This is a genomic window from Paraburkholderia sediminicola, from assembly GCF_902859805.1.
GTDB classification, from domain to species: domain Bacteria; phylum Pseudomonadota; class Gammaproteobacteria; order Burkholderiales; family Burkholderiaceae; genus Paraburkholderia; species Paraburkholderia sediminicola.
The window spans coordinates 1-20,748 of record NZ_CADIKC010000024.1; the positions used below are offsets into that span (position 1 = coordinate 1).

Genomic DNA, 20,748 nt, shown 5'->3' on the forward strand with positions numbered 1-20,748 from the left:
AAGTTGCGTGCATCACGGCGGTTCTCATGACTGCCACAATGCGCAATTTTTATAAGTCAAGTATATGGATGCGGGCCAGATCGGCAACGGCATCCCACGTATAGCAGCTATCTAACTTGAGCATAGGGATGGCAGCTTCTGAAAGATTCCGGCGTGAACGCCATCAGACGGCATTTTGGATGAGATAGACCCGCTAGCATAATTAACGGGCAATGCTAGCGCTCGATATGGATAGCTGCTATAGCCGGTCGAGCGTTGCCGAGGTTTTAGGCAACCATATACTGGAACTATAAAAAATGGTGCTGGTTGTAGGGTTCCCCGCGACGCCGCTTCAGCACCGGGCAGCTTACATAGGAGACAAGGATGGCGAAAGTCCGTGTGAATGCGAAGGTAGCCGATGCGCTGATCATCGGCGCGGGCGCATCCGGCATGGTGGCGGCAAGGCACCTTTCCGAGTGTCTAGGAGCGTGGTGTGTCTGGAGCAGGGTCCCCGAGTTGACAATGGCGAGTTCGCCGGCGACAAGCCCGAGTGGGAGTTGATGTCGCAAAAGCGCTGGCATCCGAACCCCAACGTGCGCGACCTCGAGAAAGACTCTTCCGGGGGATCGCTAGCGCTCAAGGCAAAGATCCGCGCGATGCGGCCGAGGCACTGGTCACCAGTGACCAGACGCGTTCGGCGCCATTAGCCTGGCTGCCTCCTCTGCCTATTACATGTCACCGCAGGTGCGTGAACTTATCGGCTATCCGGGTCAGACGGCTCGCCCGTTCGACGAGAACGAGACGCAGGAGTACATGACGAATGGCATGCTCCAACGAGTCGTAAATCGCGGACCCATCTACCGCAAAACCCCGCAAGGCTGAACCGACTCGCTCGGCGCGTTCACGTCCTCTGAACGCCAAACGAGATAACACGGGCGTCAAGATTGTTGAGACGAACGACTCAGCAACCTTGACGCGCGTTTTATTCATCGCTGAGAAGTTGAACTGGGGGCGCTAAATGAATAACAGCGAAATGCAAGGGTGATCGATTCGATCACAAACTTTCCACTGGATGTTGACGGCCGAGGGTGTGTGGAAACTGGCTTTCCCAATGAAGGTGAGCCGCAGTTCGGGTCATTCGCGTTCGATCCGGTCGAACTTGCGCTGGCGTATCGTCTCAAGCTCGAGAACGCCCCTCGGCGCCTCAGGTTCCAACCATCTTCATCGCCTTATCGTTCTGGCAACCCCAAGTATATCTACGACCCGTTTGATGTTGTAGGCCAGCACTTGAAGGCTCATTTCGGTGTTCACTCGCCCCAGCGTTCGGGTCAGGAAGTGAGTGGCACCCATCCAGTGCTTGAGCGTGCCGAAGACATGCGGGACAGTGCTTCTGCGGATGGTGATTGCCTCTGGCTTGCGGTCACGACGACGTTGCATGGCTTCCAGTATATGTTCGTGTTCCCATCTTCGGATGCGTCGATAGTCGCTGGGCGAACATCGCTGCTTGAGCGGGCAACGCGGGCAGGCCCCGGTCCAGTACACCCGCAGTGTCATGTCATTCTCAACGGTCGTGAATCGATGAATTGCACGCTCGCCGGCAGGGCATCGATATTCGTCGGTCTTTGCAAGGTAGATGAAGTCTCGTTTGGTAGAGAGCCCTTTCTTTCTTGATGCCGAGGTGAGCGGTTTCGGGACATACGCCGTGATACCGGCGAGATCGCACGCGCGGATGTCGGGGCCGCTGAAGTAGCCTCGGTCAGCCAGCACCTTTAGTCCCGGCTTGCCTATCGCTTCCTTTGCCGCCACAGCCATCTTGCTGAGCTGCCCGTGGTCACCTCCGACATTGGTGACTTCGTGCTCAACGATCAGATGATGCTTCGTGTCTACGGCGGCCTGCACGTTGTAGCCGACCGTTCCGGTTCTTTTGCCTCCGCTGGTCATGGAGCGTGAATCCGGGTCCGTAAGTGACAGTTGCCTGTCCGGTTGTTTGACCAATTGCTTTTTGATCTGGTTGAGCTCTCGCATCTGCTGCCGCAACCGGGTGATCTTCTCGTAAAGGCGCACGGTCTTCGCATCGAAACCCGTCGGACTGGTCCGGTCTGCGGTTTCAATCGCGTCTAGATATCGTTGAACGCTCTCCTCAATCTGCTGCTGACGCTTGTCGATCTTGCCGGGCGTGTAGTTCCTGTCACGGCTGTTGACAGCCTTGAACTTACTGCCGTCGATCGCCACCATGTCACTGGATAGTAGCTTCAGTCCGCGACACAATTCGACGAAACGCCGGCAGACGTTGCGGATGGCCGCTCCGTTGTCGCGGCGAAAGTCTGCGATCGTCTTGAAGTCCGGAGCGAGACGATCCGTTAGCCACATCAGCTCGACATTGCGCTGGCATTCGCGCTCCAGACGTCGGCTCGATGGTATCCGGTTGAGGTACCCGTAGATGTAGATCTTCAGCATCACACCCGGATGGTAAGACGGGCGGCCTGTGGTGGCGGGTGTAGTGCCGCTGAAGCCGAGCGTGGTGAAGTCCAGCTCATCCACGAAGACATCAACGATCCTGACCGGGTTGTCCTGGCCGATGTAGTCATCGACGCATTCGGGAAGTAGTGCGACCTGCTTGCGGTCATCGCCTTCAACGAATCGCTTCATGAGTCACCCACGCTTAATGCGCTGATTCAGTTTAGGCGATCGATGCGTTTTCGCACAGGCGTCGACCCAATACATCTGGAACGCCCGTTTTGCAATGTCGAGTCCGTATGTCGTAGCATTCATCTGGGCCTCCGTTCCTCAAGTGGTTGTGTCGCAACTCCACTTTGGCACATTGATGCCGTTCGGTCCTGGAGGCCCTCTGTCGTGCCCAATTCCCCGGAGGGAGGGCGGTGTCCATTCCATCTTGGCCATCGGAAGCACTACGATAAAATCTGGCGACAAGTTCCTGTGGATTGAGATATCAAATCTTCACCCGTGAAGCTCAACGGGATTGGAGCTGGGGACTGAGAGTGAGTATGGACCGAAGGATTTGCTGAAGACGCTGTCTTCTTTTACTACCACGGAGGAGTTACCTCGCCAATGGCCATGTCACGGGGCGACGGGTGGGTGGCTCCTTACTGGGCGGGCCGTTTCAGGACATGGGGTTTATTGCAGTGAGACGTGTCATGGAAGACCGCTCTGGTACCGCCGTTGGTGATAGAGAACTACTTCATCAGCGCACCGGATGGCCGACCGCTCCGAAGCTCCACTGTGGCGTATCGCGACAGTAGTGGGCAGCCATTGCGCGCTTGTGCGTCAATGCCGACGTGAGCGGTGTTGCCGCTGCGTACACCTGTCTCGGCGGTCTTCTAGGCTTGGTGCCTGCGCCTGAATCTCATAGCGATGAGCGTCAGGAAAATGAGCGGTTGGCGGTGGGAAGTATTAAGTCCACCTGCCCGGGCCGGATGGCATTGATGAAAAGCCGCAAAGTTGAGGCCGTGCGACATATGCACGACCGGGGATTGTTCATCTTCAAGTGGGGATTGGAAAGGCGGCCTCGGATCTCGGGGTGACCCGCTACACCATTTATAATTATTTGGAACAGATCCAGACCATAGAAAAAGCACCCGAACAGGAACGATTCCGATGCAACTAGACGTTTTCCAGGTAGACGCATTTTCTTCCAAGATTTTTGGCGGCAACCCGGCGGCAGTTTGTCCGCTGGACGTCTGGCTGCCCGATGAGACGCTCCAGCTTATCGCTGCAGAGAACAACTTATCCGAGACAGCATATTTCGTGCGAAGCGGCGAGGTATTTCAACTTCGCTGGTTCACCCCCGCGGTAGAAGTCGACCTGTGCGGCCACGCCACCCTCGCCGCTGCCTGGGTGCTGTTTAATCAATTGGCTGAACCCACTGACTTGCTACGCTTCTCAACCCGCAGCGGCGAGTTGGGGGTGCGTCGTGAAGGCGACCGGTTGTTCATGGATTTTCCCGCAAAGCAGCCCGAAGAGGTCGATCCCCCACCAGGCCTGCTTCAAGCCCTTGGCCTGCGGTGTGCCGAGGCGCTGTATCGCACCGATGACTATGTCGTGGTGGTTGAAGACGAAGCCATCATTGCCGACCTTCAGCCTGATTTCGCGGCCTTAGCGGCCTTTGATGTCCGCGGCATTGTGGTTACTGCACCGAGTCACGCCTTCGATTTCGTCTCTCGCTGGTTCGGTCCGCGAGTGGGAGTGAACGAGGATCCAGTCACCGGCTCCGCCCATACCTCCTTGGCGCCGTACTGGGCACATCGACTCGGTAAGACGGTCCTGAGTGCGGAGCAAGGCGGGGTACGTAAAGGCCAACTGATCTGCGAACTTCTGGACAACAGCCGAGTGATTATCAGTGGCCATGGGGTGCTATTCATGCGTGGAACTATTTTCATTTGAAGCTTTTTTGATCTGGATCCAAGCAAAGGAACTAGCGCACGACGCCCATCAAACGGAGACCAAGTACTTGTCCGCTAACCTCGACGTTCTTGATGCCAGCATACTAGGCGACAGCCGTAGTTCCGAACGCGCTGATGCACCAGATGACCGCGAGGTGGAGAACATCAGTAAATGCTTGGCTCGGGAAGAAGCGCAACATCGCAAACAAGGGAGTCTGGTGTGCGCCATAGCCGACCGCAGTTGCGATTGCAGCGGCGCCGCCTATTGGTCGTCCGCGGCCATTGGCAATGCAAGCGTCGAAGGCGCGCCAGCGTTCTGGACGTGGTGACTCCTAGCGGTGACTCCGACACTAAACAGGAGGATAGCAATCACATACATACAGAGAGACATCTCCGGCACTCCCGCACTGTTCCGGACGGCGATTGTGAGGACTGCACCAGCAAGGGCGGTTAGCCGCTTGTTCGTCACGGAGACCATGAACTACGCAGGATCGAAATGCGTAGTTCCTTGCCAAGCAAGGCTGCGAACCGTCGCGCTTTTCGGTTAACCCCGCGATTGCGCAGAATCTCACTGATAAATGCAGTCGTAAGCCTTACGGCGGTCGTCACCGCGCTGCCTGTAGGATCCCGGGGGCCGGCCGGGATTGAAAAATATCTGAAGCTTCAGATACTAAAGATTACTCACTCATTGGATTAGCTGAAGCACGGCGGCGGGGACCGCAACGGCGCACTGCTGACAGGGGCTTGTGCAAGATCAACCAACTGGCGGAGATTCGCATAATGTCCTGAACTTTTCCTACCGACCATGGTGGTCGGCAGGGAGAAGACGATAATGCAGCTAGAACTGTTCAGCGGCCTGGAATGTCCCGAAACGCTCATGCCATCAATCACGAGCGCAGCTCAATTCCTGAGTGAACTTAACTCATACCTCGGCACCGTCAGGGGCCTCGCGGAGGGTACCCGAAGGAAGTACGGTCGATTCGTCCAGCGCTTCTTGGACGAGTGGTGTGGTAACAGGGTAACAGTCCGCCGAATTGGCAAGACCTGTCAACCGAACACCTCCGCGCGTACATGCGTCGCGAACTTTGAAGCAAGAAGCGTCGACGATCGTCGCGCTGCTGCGCTTTCTTGCTGTCAGGCTTTCCTTGTTTGCCAGCTTCACTGGCGTTGCATGGGCGCCTCGGCTCATCCCACTATGATAACCAAGGCAGTTAATTATTCAATCTATTTACGCGATGTTGTGCTAGTGATCCTGATCGTCGGATCTTGTGGAACAGGCCAATTACATCAGGCGCAGGCTTTGGGCCATGTACCGCACGGCAAGGTCACGATGTCCTCTACATGGCTCAGACGCGGCTTTTCGGCGCACCGCGCAATACACAAGCCGTCGGCGCCGACGAACTACACTCCCAGGCACTTGCCAAATTACTTTGGTTAACGCGTACATCGACTGTCTTGAAGAGTACCAAGGAGTTTACGCGTCGGGAAGGTTGCGTTTGCGGCCAACAAGATGCTCGGCGTCGCAACGCTTTGATCGCCTCAGATCCATCGCTTACGGATCGTTCTCGATGACGAGGCTGCCTAGTGCCACGTCCTTGCCCAAGAACAGTAAGACAATTCTTGCAAGGGGAGGCGAAACCATGAATTTTTGATTCAGGTCGGATGCTCGAAAGGATGCTTTCCCGGGGGCCTTTTTGATGAAAGTGACAACGAGTCGCGGAGTGATGCTGTGATCGGCATAGCTGGTATGCGATCCAACAGGTAGCTCGTATTACCCAACACTATATACTTCGACAAGGAAATTCGAATCCGCATTGGGTGTTCGAACAGACATTGGGACGTGTCCATAGTAACGCGGACCCAGCACATTGATACCACTGTCGCGCGTGCGGATAGATGCACAAGAACTGGCGCGTTTTGAAACGTGAACTTCCCGGTCTGGTAAATGACGTCCCTGCCGAGTTTGGCGGATCATTCTCAGTCGAGCGCGGAATTGGTCAACTCAAGCGAGACGAACTTCAACGACGAAAAGTCCGGGTTTGAACTCGATCTGATGCGCCAACTTAAGTCCGTTCTTGACCCGTTTTGGCTAATGAATCCAGGCAAGATTCTTACAGAGTAAGCATCGGTACTTTGATGGTGTTATCTAATGACGAACGAGGCGACCGGTACTCGAATGCGTTGCGTGCGCAGTTGGGACGGTGATCAGGTCCAGAGGGCAATCGCCAGAGGCCGTGCGGGCGCCACGAGATCGCGACGTGCCGTAGTCGCTTGACGGCGCCGCCAAAGCGCGTACCGGACCCAAGTGGTGCATCGCGCCTGGCCACCTCGCGTCTCGACACAGTCTCGAACGGCACTGTAAAAATGCGTTGTTGGGCGAGTTAGCGTCTCTCTCCTACAACCTGAGCGAGGCTTTTTTTGTGTTTGATAAATGCGGAACATACTTTCTGACACCAAATTTAGACAGGTAGTAGGGAAAAACCCGCTTGGTCTGAAAGTTTCCCGAGAAACTTTGTTAACCTAAGGGCTCCTCGAAGTCGGGCAGCGCGGCGTGGATCTAACAGGTATTGGCACTCGAAGCACGGGGCGCAGATCCCGAAAGATAGATTTTCCTATTCTTCGATATTTTCTCCATGGAGGTGGGTGCTTGCCGCAGGGACGTACACTGATGACGTCGACGCGGAGTTTACCGACACGCCGCACAGTTCGGCGCCTGGTTATACCTCTCTACTGACGGTTGAAGGGACAGTCTACCGCAGCACATTGCTTGTCTCGGTGGAGAGCTTGCTTGTGCGGCAATGATGCCGTGGCTCCTGGCTCACAGCGGCTTGACAGGGAATGCACAACTGCGGTCAGGCGACCACGCAAGCGTGCTTTATTCGCCGAGCCCGACAATGGAGAGGTGGAGCGCAACGGTTGGCAACATCTAGGCGTCTGGTGCATTGGTCTCAAGCGCGTCAAACGGATAGCCCATGGCAATCTTGACCTGTCAGCACGCACTGAACAGCAAGCGGCTTCGCGGAGGTGACCAATATGAAAAGCACGATTTATATTTTTATATCGCTGAATTGATCGGTGCGGACGGACGGGCTCCACGAACACACTTCATCGGTCCTTTGACGAGTATGTGCGTTGACTTCAGGCAACACATGACCCAAAAAATATCTTTAGAGTACTCGACAATGAGCCTACAGTTTTCCTCACTTGCTGTTCGAACACGCATTCTGATTCTGATTGTTGCTTCACTCGTCAGCATCGTGCTCGTCAGCGGCCTTTCGCTATCGCAGGTACGGCAAAAAGTAATCGACGGACGGAAGCAGAAACTGCATGAGGTCGTTGATCTCGGCATCGGCATCATCAACCATCAGTATAAGTTGGTGCAGGCAGGAATTATCTCTGAAGAAGCTGGCCAGAAGGCCGCGCTCGACGAGTTGGCATCGCTGCCTTACAAGACGAACGAGGCATTTTTTGCTTTCAAGGGAAATGGATTGTACATTCTGGCGCCGGAATACCCAGAGGTCGTGGGTAAAATTTTGTGGGAAAGTAGGGATCAAGAGATGCTTGCTTCAGCGACGCGTGGCGGTGAATTCATTCGCTTCTCATACCCCAAGTTTGGTGAGCAGATTCCGAAGGAAAAGATTGTGTATTCAGCGATGTTTTCGCCATGGGGATGGGTACTGTCCGCACCGGTGTACATCGATGATGTCGACGCAGAGTTCTATCGAAACGCTGCACAGGTGGGCGGTGTCTCCGTCGTCCTGCTCGCATTTCTCTTGGCGATAGGCTGGAGGATTTCTCGCAGCATTATGATCAGTCTTGGCGGCGAGCCCGCCTACGCGGCGGAAGTAGCCGGTATGCTGGCCAGAAATGACCTGACGGGCAAAGTTAAGTTGGATTCAAGCGATCGATCGAGTCTGCTCTACGCGCTCGCTCAGACGATGAAGAGCCTGAGCGCGACCTTAGGCAACATTCGTGCTTCAAGTGATTCTGTGGCGAGCGCGGCCACTCAGATTGCTGCGGGCAATTTGGATCTCTCAGCGCGAACTGAACAGCAGGCCGCATCTCTTGAACAGACTGCCGCCACCATGACTCAGTTGACCGAAACGGTAAAGCAGACCGCTGACAATGCCCGTCAGGCGCACACGCTCGCCACGAAGGCGAGTGATATGGCAGATATGGGCAACGACTCTGTCCAGGCCATGGTCGGGGCAATCGGACAGATCAGCAGTAGTTCAACCAAGATTTCCGAAATCACCGGGGTGATAGAAGGGATTGCGTTTCAGACAAACATTCTGGCGCTGAATGCAGCCGTTGAAGCCGCGCGCGCTGGCGAACAGGGGCGAGGCTTTGCTGTGGTTGCCAGTGAAGTCCGCAGTCTGGCCCAGCGCTCCGCGGAGGCTGCCAAGGAAATCAAGGAGCTGATCAGTTCGTCCGTGACCACGATTCAGGACGGTGCGAAGCAGGCAACGGAGGTCGGTGGAACCATGGGGCAGGTCAAACAGGCCATCAAGCAGGTCTCCGATATTGTTGGCGAGATCGCGGCAGCGTCTGATGAGCAGAGCCGTGGTATTGAGCAAGTGAATCAGGCCGTCGGACAGATGGATGAAGTCACCCAACAAAATGCTGCGCTCGTTGAGCAGGCAGCGGCGGCGGCGCAGTCACTTGAAGAGCAGGCAATCAGGCTGCAGGATGCGATTTCGGTGTTCAAGGTAATCGACACAGTGCAATCCGCAGCACACGTGGTGATTCCGCAAAGCAAGCCCCACCCGCCCGCGTCCAGGATTCCCGCTACGGGTCGGGCGGAATCTGCTAAGTCGAGGACTGCCCCTGTCACCAGTTCTGCCAAACCTGCCTCCGCAGTGGATACGGCGAAATCAGGTTGGGAAACGTTCTGATCTTTCGAAAAGACTGCTTCCCGCATGACGGAACTGACCAGACCGTTTAGCAGGATGCCAATAACGCGCACTGCAAGCGAATACCTTAGCAACGGCGGGTACCGAAATTGCGTACAGGGATAGCGGATCGATCCTGATTACGCTGACGACCGAATCCGTGAGTAGCGGGATGTTGCCGGCGCGATTGCACTTGGGTGGCCAGTGAGGGTCGGAGATGCTGGAACGCATGGATAAATGGTATGAACGCCGCCCTCTCCGAGCAGAGATTCGCGCGCGGCGCCGAGGCGACTTTGGAGCGATGTTGGGTCCCTCCAGAATCAGCCGGCATCTATGTGCCAAATCTACGGACCGGTTACGAAGGTCGATAGCGGTGTGATGGCGAGGCAGGTTGGTCCGCAAGAACGTGAAGCTGATTGACGCTGAGCGTTTTGAGCGCGTCAGATAGCAGAGGTCGTTCTTGGCGAATTCCATCAGGGCGCACAGACTAGCCTATAGACGCCGGATATAAGCGTGCAACCAGCTCCTCGTCCAACTTCTCACGGTATCACCTTGCAAGCCGGGCGGCGTTCATATAAGCGTCAAGCAGTATGTCCAGGCCTAATCATTGTCGCCGCACAGAAACGCCATTAAATAGGCCGTTCGAAGGCGAGGGGTACTTGCACCATACATTAGCCGTTTCTTGGGTGGTCGGGGGTTTTCTTCTGTCGCGGGTGCATTCCGTCTTCGGTTAGAGATCGTGAAATCTGTTTGCGCCGATGTAAAAATGACCCCGTGGCGGTGCGGCGCAAACCTTGAACTTCCCGGAGGTAGTCCATATACTCGACTTAGACCGAATTCGGGCGGCTAAGCTCTATATAAAACTTGGAAAACGCATCGCAGCTACCATTCGCCAGTTGGGTTATCTGCACTGCACTACGATTTGGATCTCTGGGCCAATCGGTGGCCACGGCGCAAAGCCATGGGCAACGTAATCATTTCGCGCCATGCGGGTGATATTGTGGTTGGCTTCGAGTACGAACCTAACGCAAGGCGCTTCTGGGACGCGATGCATTCGAGGTTGGAGGAGTTCGCGATTGCGCTTCTGCCGGACAGGACGAGGCTGCTGGAATTTGGCCGATATGCAGCGGCCAACCGCCAAAGTCGTGGTCTTGGACGGCCGGAGACCTTCACCTTCTTGGGTTTCATATTAATCTGCGGCAAGTCTCGTCGCGGTGCCTTCCAGCTTCGCGGTCACGCGCCGTAGAATTTCCCTCAGAAAGCCGCGCTTATGCGTGACGCAGTGCGAAAGCGCGAGCGCTGCCATGAACCTCTCGCCGACGTCGAAAACTGGTACCGCGAACGCGGCGGTGTGGACGTCGCGGGTATCCGCTGTGAATTTCTGCATTGTGGGCCGGTTGCCATAAGCCGGCTCACCAGGTCTCGAGAAACGGCACCAAAAACGGATCACCATAGCTGATCGCCGTTTCATCGAGCGGTAGTGTCGTGCCCGCGAGCTTTTTTTCACGAAGGGCCGGTCGCTCGCAATTCAATTCCTGGCGCAACTGAGACCCATTCCCTTCGCTCTACGCTCACCACCTCGCACAATAAACTGTATCCCTTCTGTCAGAACCTGTGTCGTATCCCGATCATGGCGAACTCCTGCGACTTTGATCCCGCAGCCGCATAAGAATCCGCGACTACAGCCCGTGCGTCGCCGCCGTTGCCGTCCTGGCCGGATGCATGCGCATAAGAAACGGATGCATAGACATCCGTGCGCTTGCTCAGGGCGTAGTCACCCGCAAGCGATACCTGATGGTAGGTCGCTGACGAGTCGCCGTGTGACTTGAGCAGGTTGTAGCCGATCTCGAGCGTCGTAGCCGGCGTAGGTTGCCAGACCGCATACAGATTGCCATCGTTATAGCGCTCTGCCTGTCTGAACGTAGAGGCGGCATCGGCCAGATACTCCGTATAGCTGTAATAGCCGCCGAAAGTGAAGCTGTCGATTGAGAAGCTGGCGCCCGCTCTCGCGATATTGATCTTGCTGGCAGTGGCGTAAGCCGAGTTGACGGGCGAAATGATCAGATCCTTCACGTCCGCCGTACCGCGTGTCGCCGTACTGCCGTTCCCGTTGTCAACGTGCAGATAGCCGCCCCCGAAATTCCATACGCTTCCCGAATATGAGAGACCCACGCCATAGGATTGTCCGGAACCCACGCTTCCGGCCACGCCGCCCAGAGCGTACGAGGCGCGAACCTGAAAACCGTGGTACGCGGGACTGGCGTACTGGACTGAACTGCTCAGTCGCATCAGACCGTCGGAATTGTCGACATTCCCCGGTGTAGTGAAGTAGTAGAGGTATGCATTCGGCTGAACCGCATACGTCATGTAAAAGAGCGGATCGTATTGGCGACCCAGGGTAAGTGTGCCCAGTGTCTCGGATCTCAGTCCCACATAGGCCGAACGTCCAAACCCGGACGAGGTCTGTGCGCCCGAATTGGCGTCGAATCCGCTCTCGAGCTTGAAGATCGCCGACAGACCACCGCCGAGATCCTCGTTGCCTTTGAGTCCCCAGTTGCTGCCTGTCAGCTGCCCGGACTGGAGGGACAACTGATAGCTCTTGCCGGCCACGTTGTGGACATACTGCAACGAGTTATCGATCGTTCCATACAGGGTGACGCTATTCTGCGCATGGCTGGCCTGAGAAGCCAATCCAACAAGGACAGCTGATGATGAAATGAAAACTGTTCCAATGCTTTTCATGCCGCACTCTCTAGTAAGAAAAATATTAAAGCGGATTTCTGAACCAGGGAAAGGGTCCCTTGAAGTCGCTATGCGCAGAAGGTCAGATTTCCAGATTCGGTGGATTTATCTCCACAGATGTCTCATGAATAATCGTGTCGGGAGTATCAGACGTGTGGCGTCTCCTCATCATTATTTTCGCTTCATCATTCGTCACTTTTCGTTTGATATATACTTAGTAGTACTATATACGTGGTGTTGAATGCTGGTTCTTTGCTGGTTGGGTGCGCAACTCGTCCAGCGGCCTGCTCCGGTACAGGGGGCAACTTATCGCGGAGCCTGTCACCGCACAAACGGAGCGTAGAAAGCCCGCAGCACCATGGAAAGCATGATATGGCGCGCCAAAAATAAAAGCATCGGAAAGTGCCGAAACTTGGTTCGATATCCGATCAAATCACACGGATTTTCGGCGTGATACCACGGTCCAGTGGACCGCTGGCGTCTGTGATTGACCCAGGATTGCTCCCGTCATGGCGCGCAGGTGACGCATTGACACCGCGGGGCGGGCGCTGGATGGGTCAGTGCGATTGGATGTCCTGCGAGCCGCACGTCTGCCGGTACCGCAGGGGCTGCCTTCCCGGTTGCAGCAGCTTCAGGGAAGGCAGGGAAGGGCTGGAAGCGCGCCGCTATGCGGGCGGCAGGTGGGCCGTCACAGCTGATGATCGTGCAATCACGTCAGCGATCGTCTCGGCGGTCGCGGCGGACAATGTCCAGCCAAGATGTCCATGACCTGTGTTGTAGAACACACCGGGCAGCTTTCCCTTGCCCACCCTTGGAAGCATTGATGGGAGCATGGGGCGCAGTCCCGCCCACGGAATGACGCGCGATGTTGCGACGCGTGGGAAATGCCGACGCGTCCAGTCGACAAGCGGCGCGATGCGGTCCGCGCGGATATCCCGGCTGTAACCGTTGATCTCGGCGGTGCCTGCGACGCGGAAGCGATCCTTGCCGAGGCGGCTCGTGACAATCTTGGCGCTGTCGTCAAGCAGGCTGACCCATGGGGCGGCGTTGCGGCTGTCTTCCTCATCGAGGCACACGGTAATCGAGTAGCCTTTCACAGGGTAGACATTGATATAGTCTCCGAGAATCGCGGCGAACTGGCGGCTCATCACGCCGGCACAGATGACGACGGCATCGAATCTGGGGTCGTACGTGTCTCGCGAATCCACATCGTGGGGGTGCCCCTCGGCAATCACCGTGAAAAGACCTGAATCATCTCTCGAAAAAGACGTGACAGACGTATCGAAATGGAAGGTGACCCCGAGGCGCTTGCAGGCGGCGGTCAACCCGCGTGTAAACTTGTGTATGTCTCCGGTGGAATCAGACGGAGTAAAAAATCCTCCGTAGTAGGATCCCTGTAACGCGGGCTCAATCGAGTGGATTTCGTTTTCGGCCACGGCGTGACGTTCGAGCCCCGCCTCGCGCAGCAGTGAATTGACGGCCGCCGCCGCCTCGAATCCCTTTCGGTCGTGGTAGATGTGCAGGATTCCCCGTCGCTCCAGATCGAAGTTGATCCCTTCCTTTTCCGCAATGGAGAACAGGTGTTGCCTTGCCTGCAGGGCGAGTCGAACTGTTTCGATCGTGTTTGCGCGATAGTTCGGGATCTGGCGGAGAAACTCGTAGATCCATGTGTACTTGTGCCAGCCAGGGACAGGGTTGAGCAACAGCGGTGCGTCGCGCCGCAGCATCCAGCGAAGCGCTTTCGCAAGGGTCGCTACGTGGTTCCAGACTTCTGCGTTACTGACTGACAACTGACCGCCGTTGGCGAACGACGTTTCCATGGCGGCGTATCGATGCCGGTCGAACACCGTCACATCGAACCCGCGATGGGTCAGGGCATAAGCGGTCGTGACGCCGGTGACTCCAGCGCCGATTATGGCAATTCTTTTCATGGTACGGTCCAGACGAGTTGGGATATCGCCATTGCGCTGGCGTCAATGCCCCATCTGTCCATGTACCTGAGAGTTTTTCTTAACTGCGCGTGTGGGTCGCAGGAAAGTCCCCTTCGGTGTGCGTGCGAAACGCCTCTCTCCAGATGTCCTGATATCGCGGTCCTGTTGCCTGAGAGTTTCCGGGGCGGTTGCTCCGTCGGCGTCGTCATGGTGGTGTGACGATCTCTCCCGCGCCATCACTAGCGAACCCCGTCACGATATATGTACGCATGGTCAAAAACAATATGGCATCAAGCGATCATTACCTCGTCATACCTAGTAATGCTTTCGGGCGGTGATTTTCCTTTGCCGACGCAAGGCCTCCAGGTTCCGGTCAATAGGGTCCATCTGGTGCGGGATTGCGTGCGAGCGGGAGCGTGGCGTGACAGCGAAACTCAACTTCGTTGCGCAGCCGGATAGGTGCCTGTCAGCACCAGCAGAAGCCCGATGACGTGCCAGACTGTCAGCGGTTCGCCCAGAAAGAGTACCGAACTCGCGATGCCGAAAACGGGCACCCAGTAGAGCCACATCGACGCGCGGGCAATACCGACCGCCGCAACCGCGCGGTTCCAGACCAGCGCGCCAAAACCGGTTGACAGTGCGCCAGAGATGAATACGACGCCCCAGTGCCAGCCAACGTCACTCATGCGTGGCAGGTCCTGTTGCCAGCAGACGGCGATCAGCGCATGCGCGAGCAACAACATGGCACCGAACGCCTGAACGCTGACGCTCACTGTCAACGCGTCGAGTTGCACGAGAAGACGCTGTGTCAGTGCATTGCCTATGCAGTAGGCGGCGACGGCGGCAAAGATAAGGATATCGCCGGCCCCCGCCTGGAGCAACTGCGCGGAAGGTTGCATCAGGATCGTCACGGCGACGCCTCCGAGTCCAACGACAGTGCCAAGCCAGCGTTGATGGTTGATGCGCTCGCCCAGAAACGTCAGGGCCATGAAGGATGACAGCAACGGCTGCAGCGCTGTGATCAGCGCTCCGTTTGTCGCGGTGCTGAGATGGATGCCGATCGTCAGCAGCAACTGCTGGAGATAGACGGTCAGCACCGCGCAGAGCAAGAGTCTGGGCCGAAAGTCCTTGCCGAGCTGAAAGAGGGGAACCGTCGGGCGTAGCTGGCACGCAAGCACCACGACTCCGGCCGTCAGCCGGAGTCCCGAAAGGAGAACGACATCGAAGTGACCCGTCAACCACTTGACGAGCGGTAGCGTGAACCCCCACACAGCCATGAGAAGGAGAAGCGCGCCTTGCGAGCCCGTCGCGGCACGTGCCCCGATCGCCGATCCCGGTTTGACTATGGGTGGCCCGTGCAGGCGTCTACGAGCGCAGTCTCGCCTACGGCGTGCAGCAGCACGTTTGCGCCGGCGGCCGCCCATTCGGGTGAGATATCTTCAGCTTCGTTGTGGGAAATGCCATCGATGCACGGGCACATGATCATGGCCGTCGGCGTAACGCGCGAGAGCCAATAGGCATCGTGTCCTGCGCCGGACACAATGTCGCGATGCGTGTAGCCGAGTGACGCAGCGACGTTCCTGATAGTGCTCACCGAGGGTTCATCGAACGCGACCGGCTCAGCGTGCTGCAGCCGGCTGATCGTGAACGTCAGTTCCAGCTCACCGGCGATCGCCTCGACGCCATGACGGATGCTGGCCTCCATCGCGGCGAGCACTGTGGCATCCGGCGACCTGATATCAATGGCGAGTTCGGCTGAGCCTGGTACGCTATTGGTGGAGTTCGGACGTAGCTCGAGGCGCCCCACAGTACCCACAGCGTAAGGCTGGTGGCTCATCGCTACCTGCTGGACCAGTTCCATGACCCTTGAGGCGCCCAGGCCCGCGTTCCTGCGTCGCGCCATCGGGGTACTGCCCGCGTGGGCGGAGCGGCCCTGCAGGTTCACCTGCAACCACGTCAACCCTTGGCCGCCTGTCACGATGCCGATCTGGGTGCCTTCGGCTTCGAGAATCGGTCCCTGCTCGATGTGCAGTTCGTAGAACGCTTTCAGCTTCAGGGAGCCAACCGGCATCTTTCCTTTCCAGCCGATGCGTTCCAGCTCATCGCCAAACCGGATGCCCGTCCTGTCCTGGCGATCGTAGGCCCACTCGACGGAATGGACCCCGGCAAAGACGCCGGACGCCATCATCACGGGTGCAAAGCGCGATCCCTCTTCATTTGTCCAGTTTGCGACGACGATCGGGTGTTTCGTCCTGATGCCGCGATCGTTGAGGGTGCGTACGACCTCGAGACCGGCCAGCACGCCGAGGATTCCGTCGAACCGGCCGCCCGCGGGCTGGGTATCGAGATGGCTGCCGACGCACACGGGGGCGGTGTCCGGATCCGTGCCGGGCCGCATGGCGAAGATGTTGCCCATCTGGTCGACATGGATTTCCATGCCCGCTTCCTGGCACCACCGCGCAAACAGCGTGCGGGCCGCGCCATCTTCGTCCGTCAGCGCCTGGCGGTTGTTGCCGCCGGCAATACCGGGCCCGACCTCCGCCATTGCCATCAGCGAAGCCCAGAGACGGCCCTGATCCACCCGGGTGTCCCGATCCAACGCAAGTCTGAAACTGCTCAAGTTGGTCACTGATCGCTCCAGAAATTCAGATTGCACGACTGGCGGTTTGCCAGTAGCGGGCCTTAACGTCTTTTTTGAGCACCTTTCCATAGGCGTTCTTGGGAAGATGGTCCACGAAATCAACCGACTTGGGCTTCTTGTACGAAGCGAGCCGCGTGCGGCAGAATTCGATGACGTCTTCCTCTGTCACGCCAGGCCCGGCGCGCAGAACGACAACAGCCTTCACGGCTTCGCCCCATACCTCGTCCGGAACGCCAACGACGCAGGCCTCGACAATCGCCTCATGCTGCAGCAGGATTTCTTCGACTTCGCGAGGGTAGATGTTGGACCCGCCCGAGATAATCATGTCCTTGACGCGGTCAGTGATATAGATGTAGCCGTGATCATCGCGGTAGCCGACGTCACCGGTGTGCAGCCAGCCCGCCTTCAGTACTTCGTCGGTCGCTTCCCTGCGGCGCCAGTAGCCTGGGGTCACCACGTCACCGCGAACCGTAATTTCTCCGGCGACGTTGCTACCGACTTCATTTCCTTGTTCGTCAACGATGCGCATGATCACGCCAGGATATTCCCGCCCGACCGAGCCGATCCGTTCCAGCATCTGCGGCGACGCAGGGTTATATTCGGACTTGTGCATCCCGCATTGCGCCGGCGCTTCGCTCTGGCCGTAGCTCTGGCAGAACACGGGGCCGAAGACCTCGATCGCGCGGCGCAGCACCTCGGCGTACATGGGCGCACCCGAGCAGAGAACGTTTTTCAGGCTCCTGACGCTGTATCGGCCAATATCGGGAGACTGCAGAAGCATCTGCACCATTGTCGGCGCCATAAAGCTCGCGGTGGCGCTGAAACGTTCGATTGCTTCCAGGACCTTTGGCGGATCGAACCTGGACAGTCCCGGGAACACCTGCGCCGCGCCCACTGACAGGTGGACAAGACCGACGCTCGCCGTCGCATGGGCGATCGGCGCAAAGTGAATCATGCGGTCGTTCTCATCGGCGTCCTGCAAGATACCGAGCCGCAATTGCTGCACCATCGACACAAGGTTGCGGTGTGTCTCCATCACGCCCTTCGGCCTGCCCGTCGTACCCGATGTGTAGAACAGCCACGCCGTGTCGTCAGGATCGATCGTCACTGCAGGAGGCGCGTCACCTTCGCCTTCCAGAAGGTCACCGTAGAATCCGGCTCCCTCACACCGCTCCATGCAGATCCACTGCGAGATTTCCGGATGTGACGCCCGTAACGTTTCGACGGCGTTCGCAAACTCCGGCGAAAAGACGAGGGCGCTCGCTCCCGAATCCGCAAGCGTGAGGCTGATCTCATCGACATGCAGTTTCGGATTGAGCGGCGTAGCCGTCATGCCCGCAGCCAGGGCCGCCAGGTAGACTTCGAACGCCTCAAACCGGTTCGTGGAGATGATCGCCACACGATCACGCTGCTGCAATCTCGCGTGTAGCGAATGCGCGATGCTGTTGATGCGGCGGACACCATCGGCATAACTGATGGTTACATCGGGTGTGATCCAGAGCGGTCGCTCGGGATGATTTCTTGCGGAGCGGTAAACGAAATGTGCCAGATGCATTTTGATTTACATGTTCGTTGTGGACGGATTGGTGGCTTCGACGCTCATCAGGAAGGGCGCGCTCGCACGTTTGGGCGCGAGCCTGTCGGCGACGAACAGCTGGAACAGGTGCAGCGCGCGCTCCCATTGCGGAGAAAACCGGGTTGCCAGTCCCAGTTCATGCCGGACGTGACATTGCGCCTGGAGTGACTTCCAGATCTTTTCATCCTCGCCGAAGACGTCCTTCCAGAAGTCGGCGCTTCGCTCCCGCACGGCCCTGAAACGCTCGTGCGCGGCCTCCCGTACGAAGTGGGTCGTGGAGCGGTAGGTGGTGCTTTCGGGGCCGGTGGGAACGATGAGTGAAGTCGAGATCGAGAATGGCCCACAGGAGAGCACGGTATTAGGAAATACGAACAGCACCATGGATTCGGTCATTCCCGTTTTTGACATGGTGGGCATCACCGGCAGGCGCAGGCCGTCGCTTTCCGCTTCGTACCGGCGCGCAGCCTCGTCGAGAGTTCGCCTCGATGAGAACCCGGCGTACACGCTTCCCCCGTCTTCGGTGGCGTAGTCGGCGCTGTGGTCGAATGCCCGGTGCACGAAGGGCAGGTGGTAATCCTCGATCGATCCCTCAAGGACGATTTTCCAGTTCGCCGCATAGTGGAAGGTGCCTTGGCGGCCGCCAGGCGTGTGCTCGATGGAGGAGAGGTCGAAGCTGCGCTCAACTCGGGAGATCGCCGGTTTCAGGTGTTCGACGAGCGGCAACGCATGTCCGTCGAGATTGACGAAGACGACACCCAGCCATTGCTCGCACCGCACGCTCAGCAGGCCCAAGGCATCCCGGCTGATCCCGGGCGAATCGTTCTGCCGGACGCCGGCGATACCTGGCGTCGCGACCAGTTTCCCGTCCAGGCTGTATGTCCAGGCATGGTACTGGCATCTGAGGTCGCGCGCAGAACATTCCCCCTCGACAATTTTCATTCCACGGTGCCGGCACACATTGTGGAAACACTTGATGGACCGGTCCGACGCGCGAACGAGGAGCAGCTCCCATCCGGCGATGGTCACGGCCTTGGCATCGCCCACCTCGGGAAGTTCATGTGCGAATCCCACTCCCATCCAACCAGTGGCGAAGATGTTCCGGCGCTCGGCCTCATAAAAGTCAGTGGAAAAATAAGCGCGACCCGGTAATCCGAGGGCAACACCTGTGGGCGCGCGCAGCGCCTGCAGTTCTTCTGGGGTAACAATCGGCGTTTTGGGTTGACGCATGGGGTCACAGGCACGTTGATTTGCGTACAACCATTTTCCAGGCATTGCGACGCCGCACGCCATCAGGGATTGACGAACCTAACATTGGAAAAAGCCGAGGACGGACCGGGCGGATTTGCCAGCTTTCGGAAAGCCCGAAGAAAAAGTCCGATCTTCCGTGTTGATCAGGACAGTCCCGGGATGGTCAGATCACCGGTAACGAAGTCCGGACGGTTCCGGGTCGTTTCCTATTCTCTATCGTGAGCTGACTATCTTCATGACCACTATCTCCAGTAATGCAACCCCGGAAGTAGCGCCGCTGACGTTCATGGGCGTGCCGCGCTGCGGGAACATTGGCACTATCGACGCAGACGTTGCGATCATGGGTGTATCGTGCGCGACGCCGTACTTGCAGTCCGAGGCATACGGCCTGGCGAATCTGTCCGGGCCGACGGCGCTGCGCCGGGCCTCCGTTCCGCTGCTGCGGCTGCGCGACCGGCACGACTGGGACCTCGACGGCGTGTTTCTGCCCGATGCGAACGGGCGGGTGGTCGACATTGGCGATCTTCCGGTCAGCTTCCATGAAGCGGAGACGAACCGGCAGATCATCCGACAGACGGTCGAGCAGCTCGCGGCGCGAAATACGGCCGTGATCGCGCTTGGCGGCGAGGACTCCGTCCCGACGCCGATGCTGCAGGGCCTGAGCCGCTACGAAGACGTCACCGTGCTCCAGATTGACGCGCACATGGACTGGCGGGACGAGAATCTCGGTGAGCGGTGGGGGCTGTCGAGCGGAATGCGCCGCGCATCGGAGATGTCGTTTGTGAAGGACATCATCCAGGTCGGCACACGCGGCCCGAGCTCCGCAGGCGACGTCGAAGTGAACGACGCGCGCAACTGGGGGGCGAAGATCTTCACCGGCGAGGACGTCTTCGATCGTGGGGTGCAGCCGATCATCGACTCCGTGCGTGAAGGTACCAACGTGCACGTCAATTTCGACCTGGACGGGCTGGATCCGACGATCATGCCGGCGGTATGGGTGCCGTCACCGGGCGGCCTGAGCTTCTGGCACGCGATCAAGCTGATCCGCGGCATTGCGCGAAAGGCCAATATCGTCAGCGTGGCGATGGTCGAATACGTCGAGGCACGGGATCCGGCGGGGCTGGCGGCCAACGTGGCCGTCAGGCTGACCACGGCCTTCATCAGCGAAATCCTGCGTCAACGACAGGCGGCCCGATAACATCGTCAGGATCGGCAAGCGTCACTCCGACCGGTCTTTCGCGCATCGGAGGCGACGCATCGTGAGCCTGTCCCCGGCCTGTCCCTAGGCCAGTCTTTGAGTATCCCCCAATGCGCGCGCGTCGCTGGCGGCTCTGGAAGG

14 protein-coding genes, 2 pseudogenes and 1 riboswitch are annotated in these 20,748 nt (G+C 57.9%); of the genes and pseudogenes, 8 read left to right on the top strand and 8 right to left on the bottom strand.

Going from position 1 to position 20,748, the window contains the following annotated elements; all coding sequences use genetic code 11:
• Positions 1–363: 363 nt before the first annotated feature.
• The gene (locus R8871_RS38010) at positions 364–540 is read left to right on the top strand and encodes a hypothetical protein (protein ID WP_175055033.1); all 177 of its coding nucleotides are present in this window, start codon (positions 364–366) and stop codon (positions 538–540) included.
• Positions 541–1,200: 660 nt separating this feature from the next.
• Here the strand turns inward: R8871_RS38010 and R8871_RS38015 are convergent.
• Positions 1,201–2,628 (bottom strand): IS1182 family transposase, encoded by a 1,428-nt coding sequence (locus tag R8871_RS38015; protein ID WP_175055034.1) that lies wholly within the window; start codon positions 2,626–2,628, stop codon positions 1,201–1,203.
• 966 nt (positions 2,629–3,594) lie between these two features.
• Between R8871_RS38015 and R8871_RS38025 the strand changes: the two genes are divergently transcribed.
• From R8871_RS38025 to R8871_RS38050, 6 genes and pseudogenes are all read left to right on the top strand, one after another.
• On the top strand, positions 3,595–4,380 hold the full coding sequence (locus tag R8871_RS38025) for a PhzF family phenazine biosynthesis protein (RefSeq protein WP_175055035.1): 786 nt from the start codon (positions 3,595–3,597) through the stop codon (positions 4,378–4,380).
• Complete coding sequence (locus tag R8871_RS38030) at positions 4,361–4,708, top strand: hypothetical protein (protein WP_175055036.1); 348 nt, start codon at positions 4,361–4,363, stop codon at positions 4,706–4,708. Before R8871_RS38025 ends, R8871_RS38030 begins: the two co-directional genes overlap by 20 nt.
• A 1,724-nt stretch (positions 4,709–6,432) precedes the next feature.
• Complete coding sequence (locus tag R8871_RS38660) at positions 6,433–6,501, top strand: FAD-linked oxidase C-terminal domain-containing protein (RefSeq protein ID WP_246288081.1); 69 nt, start codon at positions 6,433–6,435, stop codon at positions 6,499–6,501.
• Positions 6,502–6,935: 434 nt separating this feature from the next.
• Positions 6,936–7,181: pseudogene (locus R8871_RS38920) on the top strand (cache domain-containing protein); the annotation flags it as partial.
• A gap of 170 nt (positions 7,182–7,351) precedes the next feature.
• The gene (locus R8871_RS38045; RefSeq protein ID WP_281370285.1) at positions 7,352–9,274 is read left to right on the top strand and encodes a methyl-accepting chemotaxis protein; all 1,923 of its coding nucleotides are present in this window, start codon (positions 7,352–7,354) and stop codon (positions 9,272–9,274) included.
• A gap of 958 nt (positions 9,275–10,232) precedes the next feature.
• Entirely contained in the window at positions 10,233–10,517 is a 285-nt protein-coding gene (locus R8871_RS38050; protein WP_246288088.1) for an RNA-dependent RNA polymerase family protein, read from the top strand.
• A 39-nt stretch (positions 10,518–10,556) separates the two neighbouring features.
• On the opposite strand, the pseudogene R8871_RS38665 reads toward R8871_RS38050, so the two are convergent.
• The 7 genes and pseudogenes from R8871_RS38665 to R8871_RS38080 form a co-directional block, all read right to left on the bottom strand.
• Positions 10,557–10,782, bottom strand: a pseudogene (locus R8871_RS38665) (IclR family transcriptional regulator); the annotation flags it as partial.
• 94 nt (positions 10,783–10,876) lie between these two features.
• The gene (locus tag R8871_RS38055; protein WP_175055037.1) at positions 10,877–12,013 is read right to left on the bottom strand and encodes a porin; all 1,137 of its coding nucleotides are present in this window, start codon (positions 12,011–12,013) and stop codon (positions 10,877–10,879) included.
• Positions 12,014–12,678: 665 nt separating this feature from the next.
• Positions 12,679–13,944: a D-amino acid dehydrogenase gene (locus tag R8871_RS38060; protein WP_175055038.1), complete on the bottom strand. Its 1,266-nt coding sequence runs from the start codon at positions 13,942–13,944 to the stop codon at positions 12,679–12,681.
• 147 nt (positions 13,945–14,091) lie between these two features.
• A riboswitch (glycine riboswitch) is annotated at positions 14,092–14,185 on the bottom strand.
• 193 nt (positions 14,186–14,378) lie between these two features.
• On the bottom strand, positions 14,379–15,221 hold the full coding sequence (locus R8871_RS38065) for a DMT family transporter (RefSeq protein WP_175055039.1): 843 nt from the start codon (positions 15,219–15,221) through the stop codon (positions 14,379–14,381).
• A gap of 65 nt (positions 15,222–15,286) precedes the next feature.
• Positions 15,287–16,573, bottom strand: coding sequence for a Zn-dependent hydrolase (locus tag R8871_RS38070; RefSeq protein ID WP_281370286.1), 1,287 nt, complete (start codon positions 16,571–16,573; stop codon positions 15,287–15,289).
• Positions 16,574–16,589: 16 nt separating this feature from the next.
• Positions 16,590–18,140, bottom strand: a complete 1,551-nt coding sequence (locus tag R8871_RS38075) for a class I adenylate-forming enzyme family protein (RefSeq protein ID WP_175055041.1) — start codon at positions 18,138–18,140, stop codon at positions 16,590–16,592.
• Between the two features lie 6 nt (positions 18,141–18,146).
• Entirely contained in the window at positions 18,147–19,388 is a 1,242-nt protein-coding gene (locus tag R8871_RS38080; RefSeq protein WP_175055042.1) for an aromatic ring-hydroxylating oxygenase subunit alpha, read from the bottom strand.
• Between the two features lie 256 nt (positions 19,389–19,644).
• Between R8871_RS38080 and R8871_RS38085 the strand changes: the two genes are divergently transcribed.
• Complete coding sequence (locus tag R8871_RS38085) at positions 19,645–20,607, top strand: arginase family protein (protein WP_246288073.1); 963 nt, start codon at positions 19,645–19,647, stop codon at positions 20,605–20,607.
• The last annotated feature ends 141 nt before the right edge of the window (positions 20,608–20,748 follow it).